Raw genomic sequence first — 20253 nt, 5'->3', positions numbered from 1 at the left:
CTGTGTCGAGCGGCCGGCCCGTACGGTCAGGTGCGGTCGGAGACGCGCGGGTGGACGGCGGTCAGCTCACCGAACCAGCGCCGGCCCCGGGGGAAAAGCTCCCGCACGGCCAGCCCGGCGGCCCCGGCGACCTGGTGGACGACGTGCGCGTCGAGCCGCGCCCAGCGGAACGGTGGGCCGAGCCGGAGCCGGCCGGCCGGATAGGTGGCGGCCACCCGGGCGTGTCCCTGCCAGAACCCAGCGCCGGGGGGCTCCAGCTCCACCAGCACGGTGCCGTCGGGCCCGAGCAGCGTCCGGCACCGGTGCAGCAGCGCGACCGGGTCTCCGCCGATGCCGATGTTGCCATCGATCAGCACCGCGTGTGCCCACCGGCCCTCGCTGGGTAGCGGGTCGAACAGGTTGCGGCGCAGGGCGACGGCGCCCCGGGCTCGGGTCAACCGCACCGCGTGCGCCGAGACGTCCACGCCGACGGCCGTCAGCCCGGCCCGGGCCAGCGCCACGGTGAGCCGGCCCGGCCCACAGCCGAGATCCAGCGTCGGCCCGACGCACCGGGCCACTACCGCGGTCACGGCCGGCTCGGCCGGGCCGTGCCAGCGTCGCACCGGAAGCCGGCTGCGCACCCCGTCGCCGTGCACCAACCACCGACCGCCCGCCGCTCGGTCGCCCAACGCGGCGGCGAAGCCGTCGGGCCCGGCGTCACAGCCCGGCGAGCCGTCGCACCCGGCGGGGCGGGGCGGTGCCGCCTTGGGCGGGACGTCGACTGCCGTGTCGACCGGGTTCATCGCCGGTCCCCCGGCACCAACGCGAGCTGGACCGCGGCGACCTCCCGGGCGAACCGGCCGTCCGGCACCTCTGCCGCCACCGCCAGCGCGTCGGCCCACTCGTCGACGTCGCGCAGGACCGGCAGCGGCACGGTCCGCAGCCCTCGCCCGGTCAGCGCCGCCCAGGTGTCGTGGCCGGTGTCGGGCGTCGACATCGGCACCCCGCGCAGCACGTCCGCGTGCCGGGGGTCGCGCAGCCCCAGCGACCACCAGCCGCCGTCGCGTGCCCGGCCGAGAACCGCGTCGGCGGCCCGCAGCCGGCGTACCGCGGCGGCCAGCCGGGCCGGGGTCAGCTGCGGGGTGTCCATCCCGATCTGGAGTACGGGCCGGCCCGGGTACGCCGCCGCCACCTCGGCGTACGCGTTGGCGAGCCGGTCGCCGAGCCCGGTGCCCCGCTGGTCCAGCACCGGCCAGCCGGTCAGGGCGGCGGTCAGCTCGGCCGTGTCCTCCGCCTCCGTCAGCCGGCCCGTAGAGGCCAGCACCGGGGTCACCCCCGGCGTGGCGCGAACGGCGTCGAGGGTGTCGCGCAGCGCGGCGGCGGCGATCTGGGCCGCCTGTTGCGCGGTGGCCGGCGGGCAGAGCCTGGTCTTCACCGCCCCGGGCACCGGCGCCTTGGCGACCACCAGCAGGACGGTCACCGGGGGCCGTCCACGGTGCGCAGCACGCCGGCGAAGTCGCGGGTGGCGCGCAGGGTGCCCCGGACCGAGCCGGACACCTTGGATCGGGTGCCGGCGGCCCGGGGCGCGTACGTCACGTCCAGCTCGTGGATCCGCCAGCCGGCGGCGGCGGCCCGGATCAGCAGTTCGAGGGGGTAGCCGAAGGCCCGGTCGGCGACGCCGAGGGCGAGCAGCTCGTCGCGGCGGGCCACCCGGATCGGGCTGAGGTCCCGCAGGGGTACGCCCCGCCGCCGCAGCAGCGCGGCGACCAGAGCCGTACCGGCGCGGGCGTGCCACGGCCAGACCCCGGCCCCGACCGGTCGACGCCGGCCAACGCTGAGATCAGCCGTGCCGGCCGCCACCGGGGCGACCAGGGCCGGCAGCTCGGCCGGGTCGAAGGAGCCGTCGGCGTCGAGGACGCAGATCAGCTCACCGTCGGCGGCTTCCAGGCCGGCGTGCACCGCCGCGCCGTAGCCACGGCGGGGCTCGTGGACCACCCGGGCGCCGTGCCGGGCGGCCACCTCGGGCGAGCCGTCGCGGGAGCCGTTGTCCACCACGATGGCCCGGTAGCCGGGTGGCAGGGCGGTGAGCACGCCGGGCAGGGCGGCCGCCTCGTCCAGGCAGGGCAGCACCACGTCGATCTGAGTCGGCATACCGCCGACGCTAGGACGGGACCCGGCCGGCGGAGGCCGGAATGTGCTTACCGAACCCTTACCACCAGGGCATTTCTTACCGTCCGGTGACGTGCCGGCGGTTCCGCCCCGGGAGGGCGGGCTGTCGCCGTACCGTCCGGTGGTCATGACCTCGACCGCCGTTCCCGCCACCGCCCCCGGACGGGCCACGACCCGCCGCTCTCGGGGGGACCTGCTGGTGCTGGGCGTGGAGGCGGCGCTGCTCGCGGTGGCCGTGCTGGTGGGGGCGCTGCTCAACGCGCGCGGTGCCGGGCTGTACGCCGACGCCGCTCCGCTGTACGCGACCTGGCGGCCGCATGTGGGCTGGGGCAGCCCGGCCGCGTTGCTGGTCGCGGTCGCGGTGGTGGGCTGGGGCGCACGGTGGGCCCGCACCGCCCGGTGGGGTGTCCTGCTGGTCGCTGCGTGGTTGGCGGCGGTGGCCTGGACGCTGTCGTTGGCCCTGGTGGACGGCTGGTCGGCGGGGCTGGCCGGGCGGCTCACCCCGCAGGCCGAGTACCTGCACGAGGTTCCCCGAGTCACCGACATCCCGGCGATGCTGGCCGGGTTCACCGGCCGCATCCTGGACTTCCAGCCGGACGCCTGGTCCACCCACACCGCCGGGCATCCCCCGGGCGCACTGCTGATCTTCGTCTGGCTGGACCGGGTCGGCCTGGGCGGGGGTACCGCCGCCGCGCTGGCCTGCGTGCTGGTCGGGGCCACGGTGGCGGTGTCGGTGCCAGTGACTCTGCGGGCGCTCGGCGCGGCCGACGCGGCCCGCGCGGTGCTCCCGTTCCTGGTGCTGCTGCCGGGCGCGGTCTGGGTGGGCGCCTCCGCCGACGGCATCTTCGCCGCCGTGGTCGCGGCTGGCCTGGCCCTGCTGGCGGTGGGTGGCCGGGCCGCCGCAGCGGCCGGCGGCGCGGTGCTCGGCTTCGCACTGCACCTGTCGTACGGGTTTCTGCTGGTCGGGGTGCTCGCGCTTGCCGTGCTGGCGCTGCGGTGGACGCACCGGAGGGGTGCGCTGCTCGCCGCCTGCGCCGGGGTGGTGGCCGTGACGGCGGTCTTCATGGCGGCGGGTTTCCACTGGTGGGACGGGTACCGGTTGGTGGTCGAGCGGTACTACCAGGGCTGGGCCGCCGACCGCCCGTACGGCTACTGGGTGTGGGCCAACCTGGCCGCCCTGCTGCTCAGCGCCGGGCCGGTGCTCGGGCCGGCGCTGCGGCGGGTGCTGCTGGCCGGCCGATCGGAGTGGTGGCGGCGCGGGCTACCGGCTCGTGGCCGCCTCGCCGGGCGAGCTGCGCAGCGCGGGGCGCTGCCGGCCCGCGCCCCCACGCCGCCGGCCGGGCCGGCACCGGGCGGCCCACGCTTCGGTCCGAGCGCGGCGGCGAGCGGGTGGCGGGCCGCCGGCCGCGTGACCAGGCCGGCGGCAGCGGCGGTACGCGCGGTCGGGCCGACCGTCCTGCTGCCGCTGGCCGCCCTGGTAGCGGTGCTCGGCGCGGACTTGTCCGGGCTGAGCAAGGCCGAGGTGGAGCGGATCTGGCTGCCGTTCGTCGTCTGGCTGCTGGTGGCCACCGCCCGTCTGCCGGCCGGCTCGCGGCGCTGGTGGCTGGCCGGGCAGGCGGCCACCGCGCTGGCCGTCAACCACCTGCTCTGGACGGTGTCGTAGCCACGGGTCCGGCGGCACCCCGGACGGGACGCGTGCGGCGCGCCCTGGCGTGGGGGCTCTACCCCGCTCGAGCGTGATGACTCTGAGGCATAAATATGCCTCAGAGTCATCACGCCTAATGCCCACACCGCCTCGGCGAAGCTGGCCGCGCGCGGGGGATGCGCGGTCAGCCGGCGATGGCGGCCGGTTCGCGCAGCGGGTCGGTGGCGAAGCCGGCCACCCCCTCGGCGAAGCCGACCCGGGCGGTGTAGCCGAGCAGTTCGGCGGCCCGGCGCGGGTCGGCCACCACGTGCCGCACATCGGCCGCCCGGGCGCCACCGACCACCTGCGGGGCAGGTCCGCCCATCGCCTCGGCCAGGGTGACCGCCAACTCCCCCACGGTGTGCGGCTCACCCGAGCAGACGTTCACCGGAACCAGCGTGGCCGGCGGCGCGGTGCTGGTCAGGGCCAGCAGGTTCGCCTTCGCCACGTCGGTGACGTGCACGAAGTCGCGCTGCTGCCGGCCGTCCTCCAGCACTCGGGGAGCCTCGCCGGCTGCCAGCGCGGACCGGAAGATCGACGCCACTCCGGCGTACGGGGTGTCGCGGGGCATCCGGGGACCGTAGACGTTGTGGTAGCGCAACGCCCAGACCGCGCCGCCGGTCTGCCGGGCCCACGCTGCGGCCAGGTGCTCCTGGGCGAGCTTGCTCGCCGCGTACGTGCTGCGCGGTTCCAGCGGCGCGTCCTCGGGCACCAGCACCGGGTCGAGGCCGAGGCCGCAGCGTGGGCAGGTCGGGTCGTACCGGCCGGCCGCGATGTCCTCGGCCCGCCGGGGCGTGGGACGCACCGTGCCGTGGCCGGGGCAGGTGTAGCGCCCCTCGCCGTAGACCACCATCGAGCTGGCCAGCACCAACCGGCCGATCCCGGCCCGGTGCAGCGCGGCGAGCAGCACCGCCGTGCCGTAGTCGTTGTGCGTGACGTAGTCGGGGGCGTCCGACGGGTCGAGGCCGTGCCCGACCATCGCCGCCTGGTGGCAGACCGCGTCCACCCCGGACAGCAGTCGGTCCAGCAGCGGGCCGTCGCGGACGTCGCCGCGTACCACCTCGTGGCGGCGGGACCAGGCGGGCAGTTCGCCGCCGTGCGCCTGGGGCAGCAGCGCGTCCAACGCCACCACCTCGTGCCCCTGCTCGACCAGCAGGTCGACGACCTGCGACCCGATGAACCCGGCCGCGCCGGTGACCAGTACCCGCATTCCGGTCACGGTAGGACGGACGGGGTACCCGGCGGGCCGGTTCGGGTGACCCGTAAGGAGTTCGCAACAGCTCGGCGGCGTGGGCGACCGGTAAGTGTTCGGTAATGCGGCAAACCCGCCCGAGCCGTACCGGCGCGGTCTAGCCTGCCCGCAACGCACCCGCCACCGACCCCGGCGGTCCGGTGCGCCGGCCGGCGGCCCGCGCCGGTGCGCCGGCCGGCGGCCCGCGCCGGTGCGCCGGCCGGCGGCCCGCGCCGGTGCGCCGGCCGGCGGCCCGCGCCGGTGCGGCGTCGGCGAGGAAGGAGCAGCGGTGCCCACCAGCAGAACCGGCCCGAGTGGCGGCCGGACCCCCGCGCCGGCCGCGGGTGGCTACGGCGCGCCGCGCCGGTTCTGGCGGTCGCTGGACCGGCACCGGCCACCCGGGGTGGACGCGGTCGAACGGAGTTGGCGCAGTCCGCTGCGCGGTCCGTGGCTCACGGCTGTCTACGGGTCGGTGCTGCTGGTGGCGCTGCCCCTGGTGATCATCACGGGGCTGCTCGACTACGTCGCCTACGGCCCCCGCTTCGACCAGGCGTTGCCGAGCAATGTGGGCTGGCTGCGGCTGCCCGACTTCGACTGGCCGACCCGGCCGTCCTGGCTGTTCCGGGTCACCCAGGGTCTGCACGTGACGCTCGGGATCGTGCTCATCCCGGTGGTGCTGGGCAAGCTCTGGTCGGTGCTCCCGAAGCTGTTCGACTGGCCGCCGGCGCGCTCGCTGGCCCAGGTGCTGGAACGGCTCACCCTGCTGCTGCTGGTCGGCGGGATCCTGTTCCAGATCGCCACCGGTCTGCTCAACATTCAGTACTCGTACCTGTTCGGCTTCGACTTCTACACCGCCCACTACTTCGGCGGCTGGATCTTCACGGGCGCGTTCGTGGCGCACGTGGTGCTCAAGTTCCCCCGGCTGGTGGCCGCGCTGCGGTCCCGGCCCCTGGGCGCCGAGCTGCGGACCCCGCGCACCGCGACCCGGCCCGAGCCACCCGACCCGGACGGTCTGGTCGCCGCGGCGCCCGGTGCGGCCACGGTCAGTCGGCGCGGCGCGGTCGGCCTGGTCGGCGGCGGGGCGCTGCTGCTGGCCGCGCTGACCGTCGGGCAGAGCCTGGACGGCCCGCTGCGCCGCACTGCGCTGCTGCTGCCTCGGGGCCGACAGCCCGGCCCCGGACCGAACGGCTTTCCGGTCAACCGCACCGTCGCCGCCGCCGGCGTACGCCCCGAACAGACCGGCGCCGGCTGGCGGCTGACCCTGCGCGGCGGCGGCCGGACGGTGACCCTGGACCGCCCCGGGCTGCTGGCCATGGCGCAGCACACCGCCGTGCTGCCGATCGCCTGCGTGGAGGGCTGGTCGACCCGGCAGACCTGGACCGGTGTACGGCTGCGCGACCTGGCCGCCCTGGTCGGGGACGCCGACCCGTCCGCCGCGCGGGTGTCGTCACTGGAGAAGGCGGGGCTGTTCCGTCAGGCGGTCCTCGCGCCCAATCAGGTTCTCGATCCGGATTCGCTGCTCGCCCTGCGGGTCAACGGCGTCGACCTCTCCCCCGACCACGGCTACCCGGCCCGGGTCATCGTCCCGGCCCTGCCTGGGGTGCACTGCACCAAGTGGGTCGCCGAGATCGACTTCCGGGGCCGGGCCGATGACTGAGCTGGCCGCCCGGCTGCGCACTGGCTACGGTGCCGGCCCCCGGCATCTGATCGTGGTGACGGCCGCCATCGTGCTCGCCGGCTGGGTGGCGCTGCGGCTGGCCGGGGAGGCGACGGCCGGCCGGATGCTGCTCTGGTTCCTCGGCGCGGTCATCGCCCACGACCTGGTGCTCTTTCCGGTGTACGCGACCGCCGACCGGATGCTGCGGGCCGTCGTCCGCCCCGGGACGGACCGCCGGGTGGCGCTGCTCAACCATGTCCGGGTGCCAGTGCTCGCGAGCGCCCTGCTGTTCCTGGTCTTCGCCCCCGGCATCCTGCGGCTCGGCGAGTCCACCCACCTCGCGGCCACCGGCCAGGACCAGCGGCCCTACCTGGCCCGCTGGCTGCTGCTCAGCGCCGCCCTGTTCCTGCTCAGCGCCCTGACGTACGCCATCCGCGCCCTCGCCGGCCGGCGTCAGGTTTCGCCGAAGCGGTCGGAGAGGGCGTAGCGGAGCAGCACCACGTCGCCGATCTGCCGTGCCTCGGCCAGCCGCGCCCGGCGCCCGGGGTGCCAGGGGAAGCTACCCTCGCCGACAAACCGGGGCGCCCGGTCGTCACCGACGAAGAACGGGGCGACCACCAGGTGCAGTTCGTCGGCGAGGCCGGCGGTGAGGAACTGTGCGTGCACCGTCCCGCCGCCCTCCACCATCAGCCTCCGCACGCCCCGGGAAGCCAGGTCGGCCAGCAGCCATCCGGGGTCGACCGGCTCACCAGCGTCCACCACGGTGGCCAGCCGGCCGAGCCGCTCCTGGGTCTTCTCCAGCGCGCCGGTGGCGCAGTAGACGAGCCGGGCCGGGTCGCCGGCGGTGAAGAACCGGGCGGTCGGGTCGAGGTCGCCTCGGGCGGTCAGGGTGACCTTGGTGGGTGAGGCGGGTCGGCCGCACGCCACCCGCTCGGCCCGACGGTGGGCCGAGCGGACCAGCAGCCGGGGATCGTCGCGGCGGACGGTGCCGGCGCCGACCAGGATCGCGTCGCAGCTGGCCCGGACCGCGTCGACCCGGTCCAGGTCGTCCTCGTTGGACAGCAGCAGCCGCTGGTCGGAGGTGTCGTCGATGTACCCGTCGATCGAGGTGGCGCAGCTCAGCAGCACGTACGGCCGCGCCGTCGCCGGCCAGCAGCTCACCGGGAGACGGGCCGGTCGGGGGTACGGCCCGTCGGCGCCGGCGGCGCACCCTCCGCCACCAGCGCCTCAGCCGCCCCGGCCTCCGCTGCCGGCCCCGTTTCGGCTGCCGCCGTGGTCTCGGCCGACTCGGTCTCCGCCGCCTTGGCCGCCTTCGCCGCCAGGTAGCCGGCGTTGGCCGGGGACAGGAAGACGCTGGTGGGCACCCGCTCGGCGACCGCCACGCCCAGCCGGGTCAACTGCTCGGCCTTGTCGGGGTTGTTGCTGAGCAGCCGGATCCGCGGCACACCCAGGGTGGCCAGCATCTGCGCGGCCACGCTGTAGTCCCGCTCGTCCTCGCCCCTGCCGAGCGCGAGGTTCGCCTGGTAGGTGTCCAGCCCCGCGTCCTGCAGGGCGTACGCGTCGAGCTTGGCGTACAGGCCGATGCCGCGGCCCTCCTGCCGCAGGTAGAGCAGGAAACCACCGGCCTCGGCGATCCGCTGTGCCGCCTCGCGCAACTGCGGCCCGCAGTCGCAGCGTTGACTGCCGAACACGTCGCCGGTCAGGCACTCGCTGTGCGGCCGGACCAGTGGCGGCTCACCGTCGGTGGCGAGCCGGTCCAGCGCGCCGGCCCAGTCGCCGAGGCCGAAAGCGAGGTGTTCCCGGCCGTCCACCAGGCCCTTGAACGAGAACACCCGGGCGGTCGTGGCGTAGCCATCGGGAAACGCCAGCGGCACCGTGACCTGCGTACGGACCGTGGCGACCGGCAGTGCTTCGCGCATGGGACTCCTTTGTCCAGCGTCACCGTCGCGCGGCGACGCGTACCGTCTCACAACCGGCTCAACAGCCGCCGCCGGAGGGACCTTCCCGACCGGCGGCCGGAACCCGAGCCCGCCGGGCGAGCAGCACCGCGGCCCCGGGCAGGCTGGCCACCAGCACAAGTGCACCGTAGACGGTGGCGGTGGCGACTCCCTCGGCCGCGCTGAGCCCGGCCGCGCCGAACGCCCACGCGGCCACCCCCTCGCGCGGGCCGAAGCCGGCGATGTTCAGCGGCAGCCCCATGGCGAGCAGGGCGAGCAGGGTCAACGGCAGCAGCCGGGACAGCGGGGCGTCCGAGCCGGCGGTGCGCGCCGCCACCAGGAAGGTGGCCAGGTGACCGGCGACCATCACGGCGGAGGCGAGCAGCACGCCGAACCAGGTCCGTCGGGCCAGCAGCCCGGCCCGGACGTCTGCCACGGCGGTGCGCAGCCCGCGCGCCCACCGCGACCGACCGGCGTGCGGCAGGACCCGTGCCAGCAGCACGGCGGCCAGTCCGACGACGGCCAGCAGCGCGGCGGCGGCCGGCAGGTACGGCCGCACCGGGGACGGGAAGGCGGCCAGCACCACCAGCGCGACAACCACCAGGACCACCTGACCGGCGGCACGTTCCCAGACCACCGCGCGGATGCCCCGGCTCACGTCGCCGGCATCCCGGCCGTGGCGGACCGCCCGATGTACGTCGCCGAGCACCCCGCCGGGCAGGGTGGCGTTGAGGAACACCGCCCGGTAGCAGTGCGCCACCGCGGTGGCCAGCGGGAGCCGTACGCCCAGGCCACCGGCGACCAGGCTCCACCGCCAGGCCGCGCAGACCGTGGTGAGTACGCCGATGAGCAGTGCCGCGGCCAGCGCTGGCGCGTCGATCAGTCGCACGCCGGCCAGGAACGGGCCGCTGCCCACCTGCCACAGCAGGACGGCGAGCAGACCCGCCCCGCCGACCACTCGTGCCCAGGCCCAGAACATCGGCGCCGGTCCTCCCTGAAGATCGTCCACTTGCTCTAGTGCACGTACCCGGGGCGTCAGTGGTTCATCCCTGGGCGAGTAGGTCCCGGTGCTCGACGAGCACTCCGAGCCGGCCGGCCGCCGCGTCGGCCAGCCGGCGTTCGGCGTACGCCTGGGCGGGGCCGGCCAGCTCGGGTCGCTGTTCGCAGGCCGCGCTCAGCCAGCCCCGGAACCACTCGGCGGCCAGGTCGGCCTGCTCGGGGCCGAGCCGCCACGGGCTGGGCCGCTCCCGCACGTTGACGCCTCCGCGGGCGAACGCGGCGGCGGTGGCGGCGACGGCATCCGGGCCGAGCAGCCGCCGGCCGTCGACGGTACGCCGCTGGTGGTCGTTGAACGCGGCCTCGATCACCGGGTCCAGCGGGTCCGCCGGGGTGAGCCGGACCTGCCCGGTCACCGAGAGCGCGAACAGGGTGGGGCAGCCGGCGTCGACGCAGGCGGCCACCACCCGCTCGACCTCCTGGGCGGTCAGCATGTCCAGCAGCGCGGACGCGGTGACCAGCGCACTGTCGGCCAGGTCGGTGGCGGTCAGCCGGGTGAGGTCGCCGTGCCGGGTGCTGACCGTGACGGGTGCTCCGTCGGCGGCGGTGATCCTGCCCATCGCGTCGGCGGCACGGGACAGCAGGTCGGCGTCCCGGTCGTGCAGCACCCAGTGCTGCGGCCCTGGCAGGCGGGCCGCCAGCCAGCGGCTCATCGAGCCGGTGCCGCTGCCCAGGTCGTGGATCAGGGTCGGGGCGTCGCCGGTCAGCCGGGGGCGGAGGGCCTCCACCAGGTCCTCGGCGCGGGCCGCCGCGTCGGCGGGCTCGCGCAGCCGCAGCCAGTCGGCGAACGGCAGGGTCTCCTCGACGGTCACTCCGCCACCTCCTCCAGCACCGCGGCCAGGCGCGCGGTGGTCACCGGCCAGTCGGTCAGGGTGTCGCGTCGGGCGAGCGCGGCACGCCGCAGCCGGGCGCGCAGCTCGTTGTCGCCCAACCACCAGCTCAGCGCGCCGGCCAGCGCGGCCGGATCGTCCGGTGGGACCAGCAGCCCCGGAAGGTCACCATCGGGGGTCTGCCCGAGCGCCTCCGGTAGGCCGCCCACCTCTGTGCCCAGCACCGGCAGGCCACGGGCCAGCGCCTCGGTGACGACCATGCCGTACGTCTCGCCCCGCGACGGCAGCACGAGCAGGTCAGCGGCGGCGTACGCGTCGTCGAGCGCCGCACCGGTCAGCGGGCCGGCCAGCCGGACCCGGTCGGTGAGGCCCGCGCCGGCGAGCCGGTCGCGCAGCCGGTGCACCAGCTCGGGCTCCCGGGTCAGCGTGCCGACGCAGACCAGCGTCCAGGGCACCGCGGCCAGGACGGACAGGGCGTCGACCAGCACGTCGTGGCCCTTGTGGTGGGTGACCGCGGCCACGCAGAGCAGCCGGTCGCCGGTGGCCGAGCCGGGGGGCACCGGCGACGTCGGCGTCACCCCTGGCGGCGCGGCCCGGACCCGGTCGGCGGGTAGCGGATGGCGGGCCAGCAGGCGGCGGCGGGTCCACTCGCTGGTGGTGACGACGGCCCGTGCGCTGGCCAGCGCACGGGCCTCGGCCTCGTCGTGCAGCGGCATGTGCACCAGGACGACCAGGCGCAGCCGTCGGCTGTGCGGGGTGAGCAGATCGGGCACGGTCGAGGCGATCAGGCCGTCGAGCAGCACCACGGCGTCGTCCGGCGCGGCGGCGAGCAGCCGGGCCAGCTCCGCCCGGGCGGCCGGGTCGGGGTGCGGCCACGCGCCGGGCACCGGGTGCTCGTGCACCGACCAGCCGTGCTCGCCGAGCCCGGCGCAGATCCGCCGGTCGTAGACGTTGCCGCCGCTGGGCGTGGCCGGGTCGTCGATGTCGCCGGGCAGGACGACGTGCACCGCGCGGCCGGGCGCTTCCGGTCGGTCGACCGGTGCCGGTCGGCCGGCACCGATCACAGCGACCGCTCGTAGCTGGCCCAGGCGACGTGCGACTCGTGCAGGGTGACGGTGATACCGGCCAGCTCGCGCGCCCCGGCGCCCAGGTCGCCGGCGTGCACCCGCTCGGCCAGCCGGTCGGCGACGGTGCGGGCCAGCACCTCGGTGGTGGTGTTCACCCCGGCGAACGCGGCCTCGTCGTCGAGGTTGCGGTAGGTCAGCTCGCCGAGCACGGCCCGCAACTGCTCGGTGGCCAGGCCGATGTCGACCACGATGCCGTCGGCGTCCAGGTCGGGCCGGCGGAACGTCGCGTCCACCACGAACGTCGCCCCGTGCAGACGCTGGGCGGGGCCGAACACGTCGCCCCGGAAGCTGTGGGCGATCATCATGTGATCCCGAACGGTCACGCTGAACATGGTCACTCCCCGTCGTAGGTGATGAGGTGGCAGAGCGCGGGCAGGTCGCCCGTGCTCAGTCGGGCGAGCACGTCGGGCAGCTCCGCGAACCGGGACGCGCCGGTGATCAGCGCGTCGAAGGCGGGATCGTCGAGCAGGTCCAGGGCGAGCGCCAGCCGGTCGGTGTAGCTGCGCCGCCCCCGTCGAGCGGGTGCGACCATGCCGACCTGGCTGCTGCGCACGGTCAGCCGGCCGGAGTGGAACGCCCCACCCAGCGACACCTGCACCGGGCGGTCGCCGTACCAGCTCAGCTCGACGACGGTGCCCTCCGGTGCGAGCAGGTCCAGCGAGCGTTGCAGCCCGGCGGCGGTGGCGCTGGCGTGCACGACCAGGTCCCGGTCACCGGAGGCGTCGGCCGGGCTGGCGAACTCGACGCCGAGCGCGCCGGCCACGCCGGCCCGGCGGGCGTCGGTGTCGACCAGTTCGACGTGCACGCCGGGGAACCGGGCGAGCAGCGCGGCGACGCAGCAGCCCACCATGCCCGCACCGACCACGGTGACCCGGTCGCCGACCAGCGGCGCGGCGTCCCACAGCGCGTTCACTGCGGTCTCCACCGTGCCCGCGAGCACCGCCCGCGCGGGCGGCACCCCGTCCGGCACCGGCACCACGGCGGTGGCCGGCACGATGTACGCGCTCTGGTGCGGGTGCAGGCAGAAGACCGTGCGCCCGAGCAGTTCCGGCGGGCCCTGCTCGACCACGCCGACGCTGAGGTAGCCGTACTTCACCGGGCCCGGGAAGTCGCCCTCCTGGAACGGCGCGCGCATCGCGGCGTACTGGTCGGCGGGCACCCGACCGGCGAAGACCAGCGTCTCGGTGCCCCGGCTGACCCCGGAGTAGCGCGCCCGGACCAGCACCTCGTCGGGGCCCGGGGCGGGCAGCGACACCGGCCGGATCTCCGCCGCGCCGGGCTCGCGCACCCAGCAGGCGTACGCCTCGCGGATCACCGTCGCGCACCTCACCTTTGCTCCCGGCCGAACCGAACGGCCACGTTTTCCGTGTTCCCTGTTGGGGTCGTCGATCATAAACACGGAGGTACGGTGCCCACAGTTCGAAGCGGTCCGATGATCGGGCTGGGCGCGCAACTGGTCGTGCTGGCTGCGCTGGCCGCCACGGTGGGTCTGAGCGGCGCGGGTTGGCTGGTCGGGACCGGCTACGCGGTGGTGACCTGCCTCGCGTTGAGCCGGGGCCTGCACCGGGCCGGCGCGTCGCGGCTGGGCCCGGCCGACCGGGTGACGCTGACCCGGGGTGTCCTGGTCGGCGCGGTCACCGCGCTGGTGGTGGACTCGTTCAGCCGGCCGGCGCCGGTGGGGTTGCTGGTCGCGGTGAGCGCGGTGGCGCTGCTGCTGGACGCGGTGGACGGCCTGGTGGCGCGGCGCACCGGCACGGTCAGCGCGCTCGGCGCACGCTTCGACATGGAGGTCGACGCGTTCCTCATCCTGGTGCTCAGCGTGTACGTCGCGCCGACCGCCGGTGCCTGGGTGCTGGCCATCGGCGCGATGCGGTACGCGTTCGTCGCGGCGAGCGCCGTGCTGCCCTGGCTGAGCGGGTCGCTGCCGCCGCGCTACTGGCGCAAGGTGGTGGCCGCCGCGCAGGGCGTGCTGCTGGCGGTGGCCGCGGCACGGGTGCTGCCGGAGCCGTGGACGACGCTGGTACTGGTGGTGGCGCTGGCGCTGCTGGTCGAGTCGTTCGGCCGGGACGTCGCCTGGCTCTGGCGGCGCCGGCCGGCGCCCCGCTCGGTGGCCCCGCAGGCACCGGCTGCCGCACTGGCGGCGGTTACCGCGCCGCCGACGGTTGCCGCACCGGCGCCGACCGTGCCGCCGGTGCGCGCGCCGCGGGCCGTGCCCGCCCTCGTGGTCCTGCCGCCGATGCTGCCGGTCGCGGTGCCGTCCCCGGTCTCCGTACCGCCCCTGCTGCCGGTGCACGCTTCCGCGATGGCGGGCGGCTCGGGCGGTACGGTCCACTCCGACTGGAGGCTGTGATGACCCTTCCCGCCCGGCTGAGCCGGCTGGCTGACCGGTTCCGCCCGCGCCGCCGGACGGCGGATGAGGCGTCGGCGCGTACCCCCGGGGTGTTGGCCGCGAGAGGCGGCCGTGCGCGGCGGATGGCGGGCGCGGCGGGCAGCCTGCTGGCGGTGCTGCTGGTGTTCGCCGTCCTGGTCGGCCCGGACCGGCTGGGTCTGCTCACGCCCGGCGCCTTCCTGCGCATCCCGCTGGAGGGGCTGCTCGTCGCCGCGCTGCTACTGGCGCTGCCGGCGCGGCCCCGGCGGGTGGTGGTGGTCGTGGTCGGGCCGCTGCTCGGCCTGCTGGCCATCGTGAAGCTCGCCGACCTGGGCTTCCGCACCGCCCTCGACCGGCCGTTCGACCTGGTGCTGGACTGGCTGCTGCTGGACGACGCGTTCGGCTTCGTCCGGGACTCGGCCGGCCGGGCCGGCGCGGTCGGCGCGGCGGTGGGCATCGTGCTGCTGGTCGGCGCGCTGCTGCTGGTGCTGACGCTGGCGCTGCGCCGGATCGCGTCGCTGCTGGCCCGCCACGAGCGGGTGGCGACCCGGGCGGTGGCCGCGCTGACCGTCGCCTGGGTGGTCTGCGCCGTCGTCGGGGTGCGGGTCGTCCCGGGCGTGCCGGTGGCCGACGCGGGGAGCACCGCGCTGGTCGGCGCGCACGCCGGGCAGGTGGACGAGCGGCTGCGCGACCGGGGGGCCTTCACCGCCCAGATCGCCGCCGACCCGTTCCGCGACGTCCCGGGCGACCAGTTGCTGACCGGGCTGCGCGGCAAGGACGTCATCCTCGCCTTCGTGGAGAGCTACGGCCGCGACGCGGTCGAGGACCCGGAGCTGGCGCCGCAGGTCAACGCCGTGCTGGACGCCGGTACCCAGCGGCTGCGCGCGGCCGGGTACCAGGCCCGCAGCGGCTTCCTCACCTCCCCCACCTTCGGCGGCGGCAGCTGGTTGGCACACGACACGCTGCTGTCGGGCCTGTGGACGGACAACGAGCAGCGGCACCGCAGCCTGCTGGCCAGCGATCGGCTCACGCTCAACGGCGCGTTCCGGCGGGCCGGCTGGCAGACCGTCGGGGTGCTGCCGGCGGCCACCCAGCCGTGGCCGGAGAAAAGCTTCTTCGCGTACGACCGCTACTACGACGCCGAAGCGCTCGGCTACCGGGGGCCGAAGTTCAGCTACGCCCCGATGCCCGACCAGTACACGATGTCGTTCTTCCAGCAGCAGGTCCGCGCCAGCGCCGACCGACCGATCATGGCGGAGATCCCGCTGATCTCCAGCCACTCCCCGTGGACGGCAGTGCCCCGGATGATCGGCTGGGACGAGGTGGGCGACGGCTCGATCTACCACGGCGCCGCCGCCGGTGACGACAGCGGCGACACCGATGGGGACACCGGCCGGATCCGTGCCGGATACCGGCAGTCCATCGGGTACTCACTGGAGACGTTGATCTCCTACGTGCAGACCTACGGGGACGACGACCTGGTGCTGGTCTTCCTCGGCGACCACCAGCCCGCCCCGGTGGTCACCGGCGAGGGCGCCAGCCGGGACGTCCCGATCACCATCGTCGCCCGTGACCCGGCAGTGCTGGACCGGGTGGCGGGCTGGGGCTGGCAGGACGGCCTGCGGCCCGGCCCGCAGGCTCCGGTGTGGCCGATGGACACCTTCCGGGACCGGTTCCTGACCACGTTCGGGCCATCGACGCCGCCGATCGCCGCACCCCGCTGACCACGCAAACGTCGTGTCTGCTGGGCTCAGGCGACCTGGTTGTCGTATGTCGCGCGGTTGGCGAGCACGTCGTCCATGTGCGTTTCGGCCCAGCCCTTCAAGCCGCGCATCACCTGGTGCAGGGAGAGGCCGAGGTCGGTCAGCTCGTAGGTGACCGTGACGGGCACGGTCGGCACCACAGTGCGGGTGACCAGACCGTCGCGTTCAAGGGAGCGCAGCGTCTGAGTCAGCATCTTCTGGCTGACGCCGGCCAGCATGCGCGACAGCTCCGAGTACCGCATCGAGCGGGGTTCGCCGGCGCAGTCGGCGCCGAACTGCTGCGAGCCGTCGCTGCGTAGCGCGGCCAGAACCAACGTGACCCACTTGTCCGCGATTCGGTCGAGCAGCTTGCGGCTGGGACACTGCGCCACGAAAGCGTCATATTCCACCTTGGCCTGTGCCCTCTGCTGGGCCGCTGTCGTCGTCGCCATCGAACCATTCCTCCCACTGCTGGGTGCGTTACGAACCTCTAGGTGCCTACTTCCCGTCAGGAAGTTACCCCCTGATAGTGGAACAGGTATCCGCGATGCACCAGCACCGCTCAGCGCGACGCGAAAGCCAGAGGTATGAGCATGGCCTCCACTTCCCTTCCCGGCGGCACCTGGACGCTGGGAGACCTGACCGTCACCCGGTTCGGCTACGGCGCCATGCAGCTCGCCGGCCCCTGGGTCATGGGACCGCCGGCCGACCACGACGGCGCACTCGCCGTCCTCCGCGAGGCCGTCGAGCTCGGCATCACCCACATCGACACCGCCGACGCCTACGGGCCGCATGTCACCAACCAGCTGATCCGGGAGGCGCTGCACCCGTACCCCGACTCGCTGCACATCGTGACCAAGGTCGGCGCGAACCGCGACCAGCAGGGCGGCTGGCCCGCGGCCCGTGACCCGGAGAGCCTGCGCCGGTCTGTGCTCGAGAATCTGGAGAACCTCGGTCTCGACGTGCTCGACCTGGTCAACCTCCGACTCGGCAATGCCGAGGGACCTCAGCCCGGTTCGGTCGCCGAAGCGTTCGAGACGCTCGTCGAACTCCAGCGGCAGGGCCTGATCCGGCACCTCGGAGTGAGCAACGCGACGCCGGAACAGGTCGCCGAGGCGCAGACGATCGCGCCGATCGTGTGCGTGCAAAACATGTACAACCTCGCGCACGGCCAGGACGACGAGCTGATCGACGCACTCGCCGACCAGGGCATCGCCTACGTGCCGTTCTTCCCACTCGGCGGCTTCAGCCCACTGCAGTCCTCGGCGCTCTCGACCGTGGCCGCCCGGCTGGCGGCAACACCGATGTCTGTCGCCCTGGCCTGGCTGCTGCGGCGCTCGCCGAACATCCTGCTGATCCCGGGCACCTCGTCCACGACACACCTGCGCGAGAACATCGCGGGCGCGGGACTCTCCCTCTCCGACGACGACCTCGCCGAGCTGGACAAGATCGGCCGCTAACGGAACATCCGCCGGCGGATCGCGCAAGGTTGGGCCAGGAGGGCGGGATCAAGGCGCGGCGAGTGCCGCCGGCATTCGATGTTCACCGATACGGCCCCTGCGGAGATCACGGCGGATGGCCGAGACTGTAGCGATGTCGCAAGATGTCGGGGGTGCGCCACGCACGCAGGTAGCAATCACCGCTCTGCTCATCGTCACTGGCGTGCTCATTCTCTTCGTCCCCGCCAGTAACGAGGGCAGAGTCCTCGTGCCCCTCAGCGAAGGTCACGGACTGTCCGCCGTGGACGTGGTCGGCGCAGCACTACTGGCGTTCGGCGGCACCTGGCTGGAAGTGCTCGTGGTGCGGCGCCTTCCGCATCTCGCCCTGCCCCCTCGGGCCTTGTTCGCACTCGGCCTGCTGGCCGGCCTCGGCATAGGGCTCCTGATCGCCTCGGCCTTTTCGGGATTCTTCTGGTGGTGGGCTGTCGGCGCCACCGCACTCGGCGTTGCCGTCCTCATCCTCGTGCCCCTCACGGCACGTCGTTGAGGTCGTTGACCGAACGTCCGCGTCGGCCGCTGACGACGCGCTGACTCACCACGCGGACGGCTAGCCGGACAGACGCGCCGGACTACCGGTTGTCGGAGGTGGTGGGCCGGGCGCGGACGTGCAGCCGCTCCCCCTGCGGCCCGAAGAGGCTGAGAGCCTCCGTGGTACCCGGGCCGGGGTTGATCACCCGGTGCGGAATGCGGGTGTCGAACTCGGCCACCTCGCCCGGGGTCAACGTCAGATCGTGCTCGCCGAGCAGCAGGCGCAGCTGGCCCGAGAGCACGTAGATCCACTCGTACCCCTCGTGGGTCTGCTGGGTGTGCTCCCCGGTGGGCGTGTTCGGCGGGAGGATCTGCTTGAACGCCTGCAAACCGCCCGGTCGGCGGGTCAGCGGCAGGAACGTCACGCCGTGGTGGACGATCGGCTTGGGGCGTACCCGTGGGTCGCCGGTGGCCGGGGCGTCCACCAGCTCGTCCAGGGGCACCTGGTAGGCCCGGGCCAGCGGGAGCAGCAGCTCCAGCGTGGGCCGGCGACTGCCGCTTTCCAGCCGGGACAGGGTACTCACCGAGATGCCGGTCAGTTCGGCGAGCTGGGCCAGCGTCGTGCCCCGTTGGTTGCGCAGGGCGCGCAGCCGTGGGCCGACGGCGGCCAGCGCCGCACTGTCGTCGTTTGCCATAACGGCAAGGATAGTTGCCACCTGGCCGGCGGCGACGGATGGTGGGCGCAGCCGACAAGTAAGGGGAACACCGGTGGACGAGATGTACGACGTAGTGGTGGTGGGCGGCGGCGCGGCCGGGCTCAGCGGAGCCCTGGCTTTGAGCCGGGCCCGACGGTCGGTGCTGGTGATCGACTCCGGCGAGCCGCGCAACGCGCCGGCCGGCCATGTGCACAACTACCTGGCACGGGAGGGGACGCCGCCGGCCGAGCTGGTCGCGGCCGGGCGCGCCGAGGTGGCCGGATACGGCGGGCAGTTCCTGGCCGGGCGGGTGGAGACGGCGGTCCGGGACGACGACGGGTTCCGCCTCAGCCTCGACAACGGGCACGCGGTGCGGGCCCGACGGCTGCTGGTGGCCACCGGGCTGACCGACGAGCTGCCCGACGTCCCCGGTCTGGCGCAGCGCTGGGGTCGCGACGTGCTGCACTGCCCGTACTGCCACGGCTGGGAGGTTCAGGACCGGCGGATCGGCGTGCTGGCCACCGGTCCGATGGCCGTGCACCAGGCCGAGATGTGGCGGCAGTGGAGCTCGGACGTACTGCTCCTGCTGCACGACGCCCCGGCACCGGACGAGGAGGCGGCCGAGCGGCTCGCTGCCCGGGGCATCGCCGTGGTGCCGGGCCCGGTCGCCGCGCTGGAGGTGACCGGGGACGCGCTGACCGGCGTCCGCCTCGCCTCCGGCCGGGTGCTGCCGCTCGACGCGCTGGTGGTCTCGACCCGGACCGCCCCCCGCGCCGGGTTGCTGGTCGGGCTGGGCCTGGCCCCAGAGGAGGTGACGATGGGCGGGTACGTGATCGGCAGCCAGATCCCCGCCGACGCCACCGGGGCGACGACCGTACCGGGCGTCTGGGTGGCCGGCAACGTCGCCGACGTACGCGGCCAGGTGATCGCAGCCGCCGCGGCCGGCCTGGGCGCCGGAGCGGCGATCAACGCCGACCTGATCGCCGAGGAGACCCGCGACGCGGTGACCGCGTACCGGCAGATGGTGGCCACGACCTTCGAGGAGCCGGCGTGGGAGGAGCGTTACAACTCCAAGCCGGCGGTGTGGAGCGGCCGGCCGAACCCGCAACTGGTCACCGAGGCCGCCGGCCTGCCCCCGGGACGGGCGCTGGACGTGGGCAGCGGCGAGGGCGCCGACGCGGTGTGGCTGGCCGAGCGCGGCTGGCGGGTGACGGCGGCGGACATCTCCACCACCGCGCTGGGCAGGGCCGCGGAGCACGCCGACGCCGCCGGCGTCGGTGACCGCATCGAGTTCACGCACGTCGACCTGCGCGACAAGCCGCCCGCCGAGGAGGCGTACGACCTGCTGTCCGCGCAGTTCATGCACCTGCCACCGCCGCAGCGGCGGGAGCTGTTCGCCCGGCTGGCCGCCGCCGTGGCACCGGGCGGCATCCTGCTGATCGTCGGGCACCACCCGTCCGACCTGTGGACGTCGACGCACCGGATGCACATGCCGGACATGATGTACACCGCCGAGGACGTAGCCGTCTCACTGGATCCGGCCCGGTGGGAGGTACTCACCGCCGAGGCCCGGTCCCGCGCCGGCACCGACCCGGACGGCAAGGAGATCACCCTGCACGACGCGGTGCTGGTCGCCCGGCGGCGCTGAACCCACCCAGCCACGTTGATCATGGAGTCGTGGTGGGCGACAAGAGCGGCGGATCAGGGCCTTCCGGGCACCACGACTCCATGATCGACCAAGGAAGGGCGGGCTCGGGAGCCGGCGGTGGGGCGGGCCTACTCTCGGCGCGGCCTCGGCGGTAGCGTTGCGC

The 20253-nt window shown here is 74.8% G+C and carries 20 protein-coding genes and 1 pseudogene; 8 read left to right on the top strand and 13 right to left on the bottom strand.

The window, feature by feature from the left end; genetic code table 11:
- Window positions 1-26 precede the first annotated feature (26 nt).
- Genes OG470_RS25190 through OG470_RS25180 form a run of 3 tightly spaced genes read right to left on the bottom strand, consistent with a single transcriptional unit; the run spans window position 27 to window position 2130 of the window.
- Window positions 27-782: a class I SAM-dependent methyltransferase gene (locus OG470_RS25190; protein ID WP_328416042.1), complete on the bottom strand. Its 756-nt coding sequence runs from the start codon at window positions 780-782 to the stop codon at window positions 27-29.
- Complete coding sequence (locus OG470_RS25185) at window positions 779-1459, bottom strand: TIGR04282 family arsenosugar biosynthesis glycosyltransferase (protein WP_328416040.1); 681 nt, start codon at window positions 1457-1459, stop codon at window positions 779-781. Before OG470_RS25185 ends, OG470_RS25190 begins: the two co-directional genes overlap by 4 nt.
- Window positions 1456-2130, bottom strand: a complete 675-nt coding sequence (locus OG470_RS25180; protein WP_328416039.1) for a glycosyltransferase family 2 protein — start codon at window positions 2128-2130, stop codon at window positions 1456-1458. The genes OG470_RS25185 and OG470_RS25180 overlap by 4 nt, the downstream gene beginning before the upstream one ends.
- Window positions 2131-2275: 145 nt before the next feature.
- Here OG470_RS25180 and OG470_RS25175 point away from each other — a divergent pair, with 145 nt between their 5' ends.
- On the top strand, window positions 2276-3811 hold the full coding sequence (locus OG470_RS25175) for a hypothetical protein (protein WP_328426586.1): 1536 nt from the start codon (window positions 2276-2278) through the stop codon (window positions 3809-3811).
- Between the two features lie 166 nt (window positions 3812-3977).
- On the opposite strand, the gene OG470_RS25170 is transcribed toward OG470_RS25175, so the two are convergent.
- Window positions 3978-5042: an NAD-dependent epimerase/dehydratase family protein gene (locus tag OG470_RS25170; RefSeq protein WP_328416037.1), complete on the bottom strand. Its 1065-nt coding sequence runs from the start codon at window positions 5040-5042 to the stop codon at window positions 3978-3980.
- Window positions 5043-5352: 310 nt separating this feature from the next.
- Between OG470_RS25170 and OG470_RS25165 the strand changes: the two genes are divergently transcribed.
- Entirely contained in the window at window positions 5353-6720 is a 1368-nt protein-coding gene (locus OG470_RS25165; protein ID WP_328416035.1) for a molybdopterin-dependent oxidoreductase, read from the top strand.
- The gene (locus OG470_RS25160; protein WP_328416033.1) at window positions 6713-7207 is read left to right on the top strand and encodes a hypothetical protein; all 495 of its coding nucleotides are present in this window, start codon (window positions 6713-6715) and stop codon (window positions 7205-7207) included. The genes OG470_RS25165 and OG470_RS25160 overlap by 8 nt, the downstream gene beginning before the upstream one ends.
- Here the strand turns inward: OG470_RS25160 and OG470_RS25155 are convergent.
- From OG470_RS25155 to OG470_RS25125, 7 genes and pseudogenes are all read right to left on the bottom strand, one after another.
- Window positions 7174-7881, bottom strand: coding sequence for a RibD family protein (locus tag OG470_RS25155; protein ID WP_328416031.1), 708 nt, complete (start codon window positions 7879-7881; stop codon window positions 7174-7176). The genes OG470_RS25160 and OG470_RS25155 overlap by 34 nt on opposite strands.
- Before the next feature lie 140 nt (window positions 7882-8021).
- Window positions 8022-8639 (bottom strand): annotated as a pseudogene (locus OG470_RS25150) (GTP cyclohydrolase II); the annotation flags it as partial.
- A gap of 58 nt (window positions 8640-8697) precedes the next feature.
- Window positions 8698-9636, bottom strand: coding sequence for a lysylphosphatidylglycerol synthase transmembrane domain-containing protein (locus OG470_RS25145; RefSeq protein WP_328426584.1), 939 nt, complete (start codon window positions 9634-9636; stop codon window positions 8698-8700).
- 64 nt (window positions 9637-9700) lie between these two features.
- Window positions 9701-10525: a class I SAM-dependent methyltransferase gene (locus OG470_RS25140; RefSeq protein WP_328416030.1), complete on the bottom strand. Its 825-nt coding sequence runs from the start codon at window positions 10523-10525 to the stop codon at window positions 9701-9703.
- Window positions 10522-11607, bottom strand: coding sequence for a glycosyltransferase family 4 protein (locus tag OG470_RS25135; RefSeq protein ID WP_328416028.1), 1086 nt, complete (start codon window positions 11605-11607; stop codon window positions 10522-10524). The genes OG470_RS25140 and OG470_RS25135 overlap by 4 nt, the downstream gene beginning before the upstream one ends.
- Window positions 11604-12002: a 6-pyruvoyl trahydropterin synthase family protein gene (locus OG470_RS25130; RefSeq protein ID WP_328416026.1), complete on the bottom strand. Its 399-nt coding sequence runs from the start codon at window positions 12000-12002 to the stop codon at window positions 11604-11606. The genes OG470_RS25135 and OG470_RS25130 overlap by 4 nt, the downstream gene beginning before the upstream one ends.
- Before the next feature lie 2 nt (window positions 12003-12004).
- The gene (locus OG470_RS25125; RefSeq protein ID WP_328416025.1) at window positions 12005-12985 is read right to left on the bottom strand and encodes a zinc-dependent alcohol dehydrogenase; all 981 of its coding nucleotides are present in this window, start codon (window positions 12983-12985) and stop codon (window positions 12005-12007) included.
- Between the two features lie 93 nt (window positions 12986-13078).
- Here OG470_RS25125 and OG470_RS25120 point away from each other — a divergent pair, with 93 nt between their 5' ends.
- Both OG470_RS25120 and OG470_RS25115 read left to right on the top strand, forming a co-directional pair.
- A complete protein-coding gene (locus OG470_RS25120; protein ID WP_442930971.1) occupies window positions 13079-14020 on the top strand; it encodes a CDP-alcohol phosphatidyltransferase family protein in 942 nt (313 codons plus the stop codon).
- Window positions 14020-15762 carry a sulfatase-like hydrolase/transferase gene (locus tag OG470_RS25115; RefSeq protein WP_442930970.1) on the top strand — a complete coding sequence of 581 codons (1743 nt, stop codon included), beginning with the start codon at window positions 14020-14022 and terminating at the stop codon, window positions 15760-15762. Before OG470_RS25120 ends, OG470_RS25115 begins: the two co-directional genes overlap by 1 nt.
- 26 nt (window positions 15763-15788) lie before the next feature.
- Here OG470_RS25115 and OG470_RS25110 read toward each other — a convergent pair whose 3' ends face one another.
- The gene (locus OG470_RS25110) at window positions 15789-16232 is read right to left on the bottom strand and encodes a winged helix-turn-helix transcriptional regulator (RefSeq protein WP_328416024.1); all 444 of its coding nucleotides are present in this window, start codon (window positions 16230-16232) and stop codon (window positions 15789-15791) included.
- A 141-nt stretch (window positions 16233-16373) separates the two neighbouring features.
- Here OG470_RS25110 and OG470_RS25105 point away from each other — a divergent pair, with 141 nt between their 5' ends.
- Both OG470_RS25105 and OG470_RS25100 read left to right on the top strand, forming a co-directional pair.
- A complete protein-coding gene (locus OG470_RS25105; RefSeq protein ID WP_328416023.1) occupies window positions 16374-17240 on the top strand; it encodes an aldo/keto reductase family oxidoreductase in 867 nt (288 codons plus the stop codon).
- 133 nt (window positions 17241-17373) lie between these two features.
- The gene (locus OG470_RS25100) at window positions 17374-17766 is read left to right on the top strand and encodes a hypothetical protein (RefSeq protein ID WP_328416021.1); all 393 of its coding nucleotides are present in this window, start codon (window positions 17374-17376) and stop codon (window positions 17764-17766) included.
- Between the two features lie 82 nt (window positions 17767-17848).
- On the opposite strand, the gene OG470_RS25095 is transcribed toward OG470_RS25100, so the two are convergent.
- Entirely contained in the window at window positions 17849-18442 is a 594-nt protein-coding gene (locus tag OG470_RS25095; RefSeq protein ID WP_328416019.1) for a helix-turn-helix domain-containing protein, read from the bottom strand.
- Between the two features lie 82 nt (window positions 18443-18524).
- On the opposite strand from OG470_RS25095, the gene OG470_RS25090 reads away from it, so the two are divergent.
- Window positions 18525-20090: an FAD-dependent oxidoreductase gene (locus OG470_RS25090; RefSeq protein ID WP_442931212.1), complete on the top strand. Its 1566-nt coding sequence runs from the start codon at window positions 18525-18527 to the stop codon at window positions 20088-20090.
- Window positions 20091-20253 lie beyond the last annotated feature (163 nt).

This window comes from Micromonospora sp. NBC_00389 (genome assembly GCF_036059255.1).
Classification (GTDB): domain Bacteria; phylum Actinomycetota; class Actinomycetes; order Mycobacteriales; family Micromonosporaceae; genus Micromonospora.
Note: the sequence above shows the minus strand (reverse complement) of the source record. Positions and strands in the feature narration are given on the sequence as shown.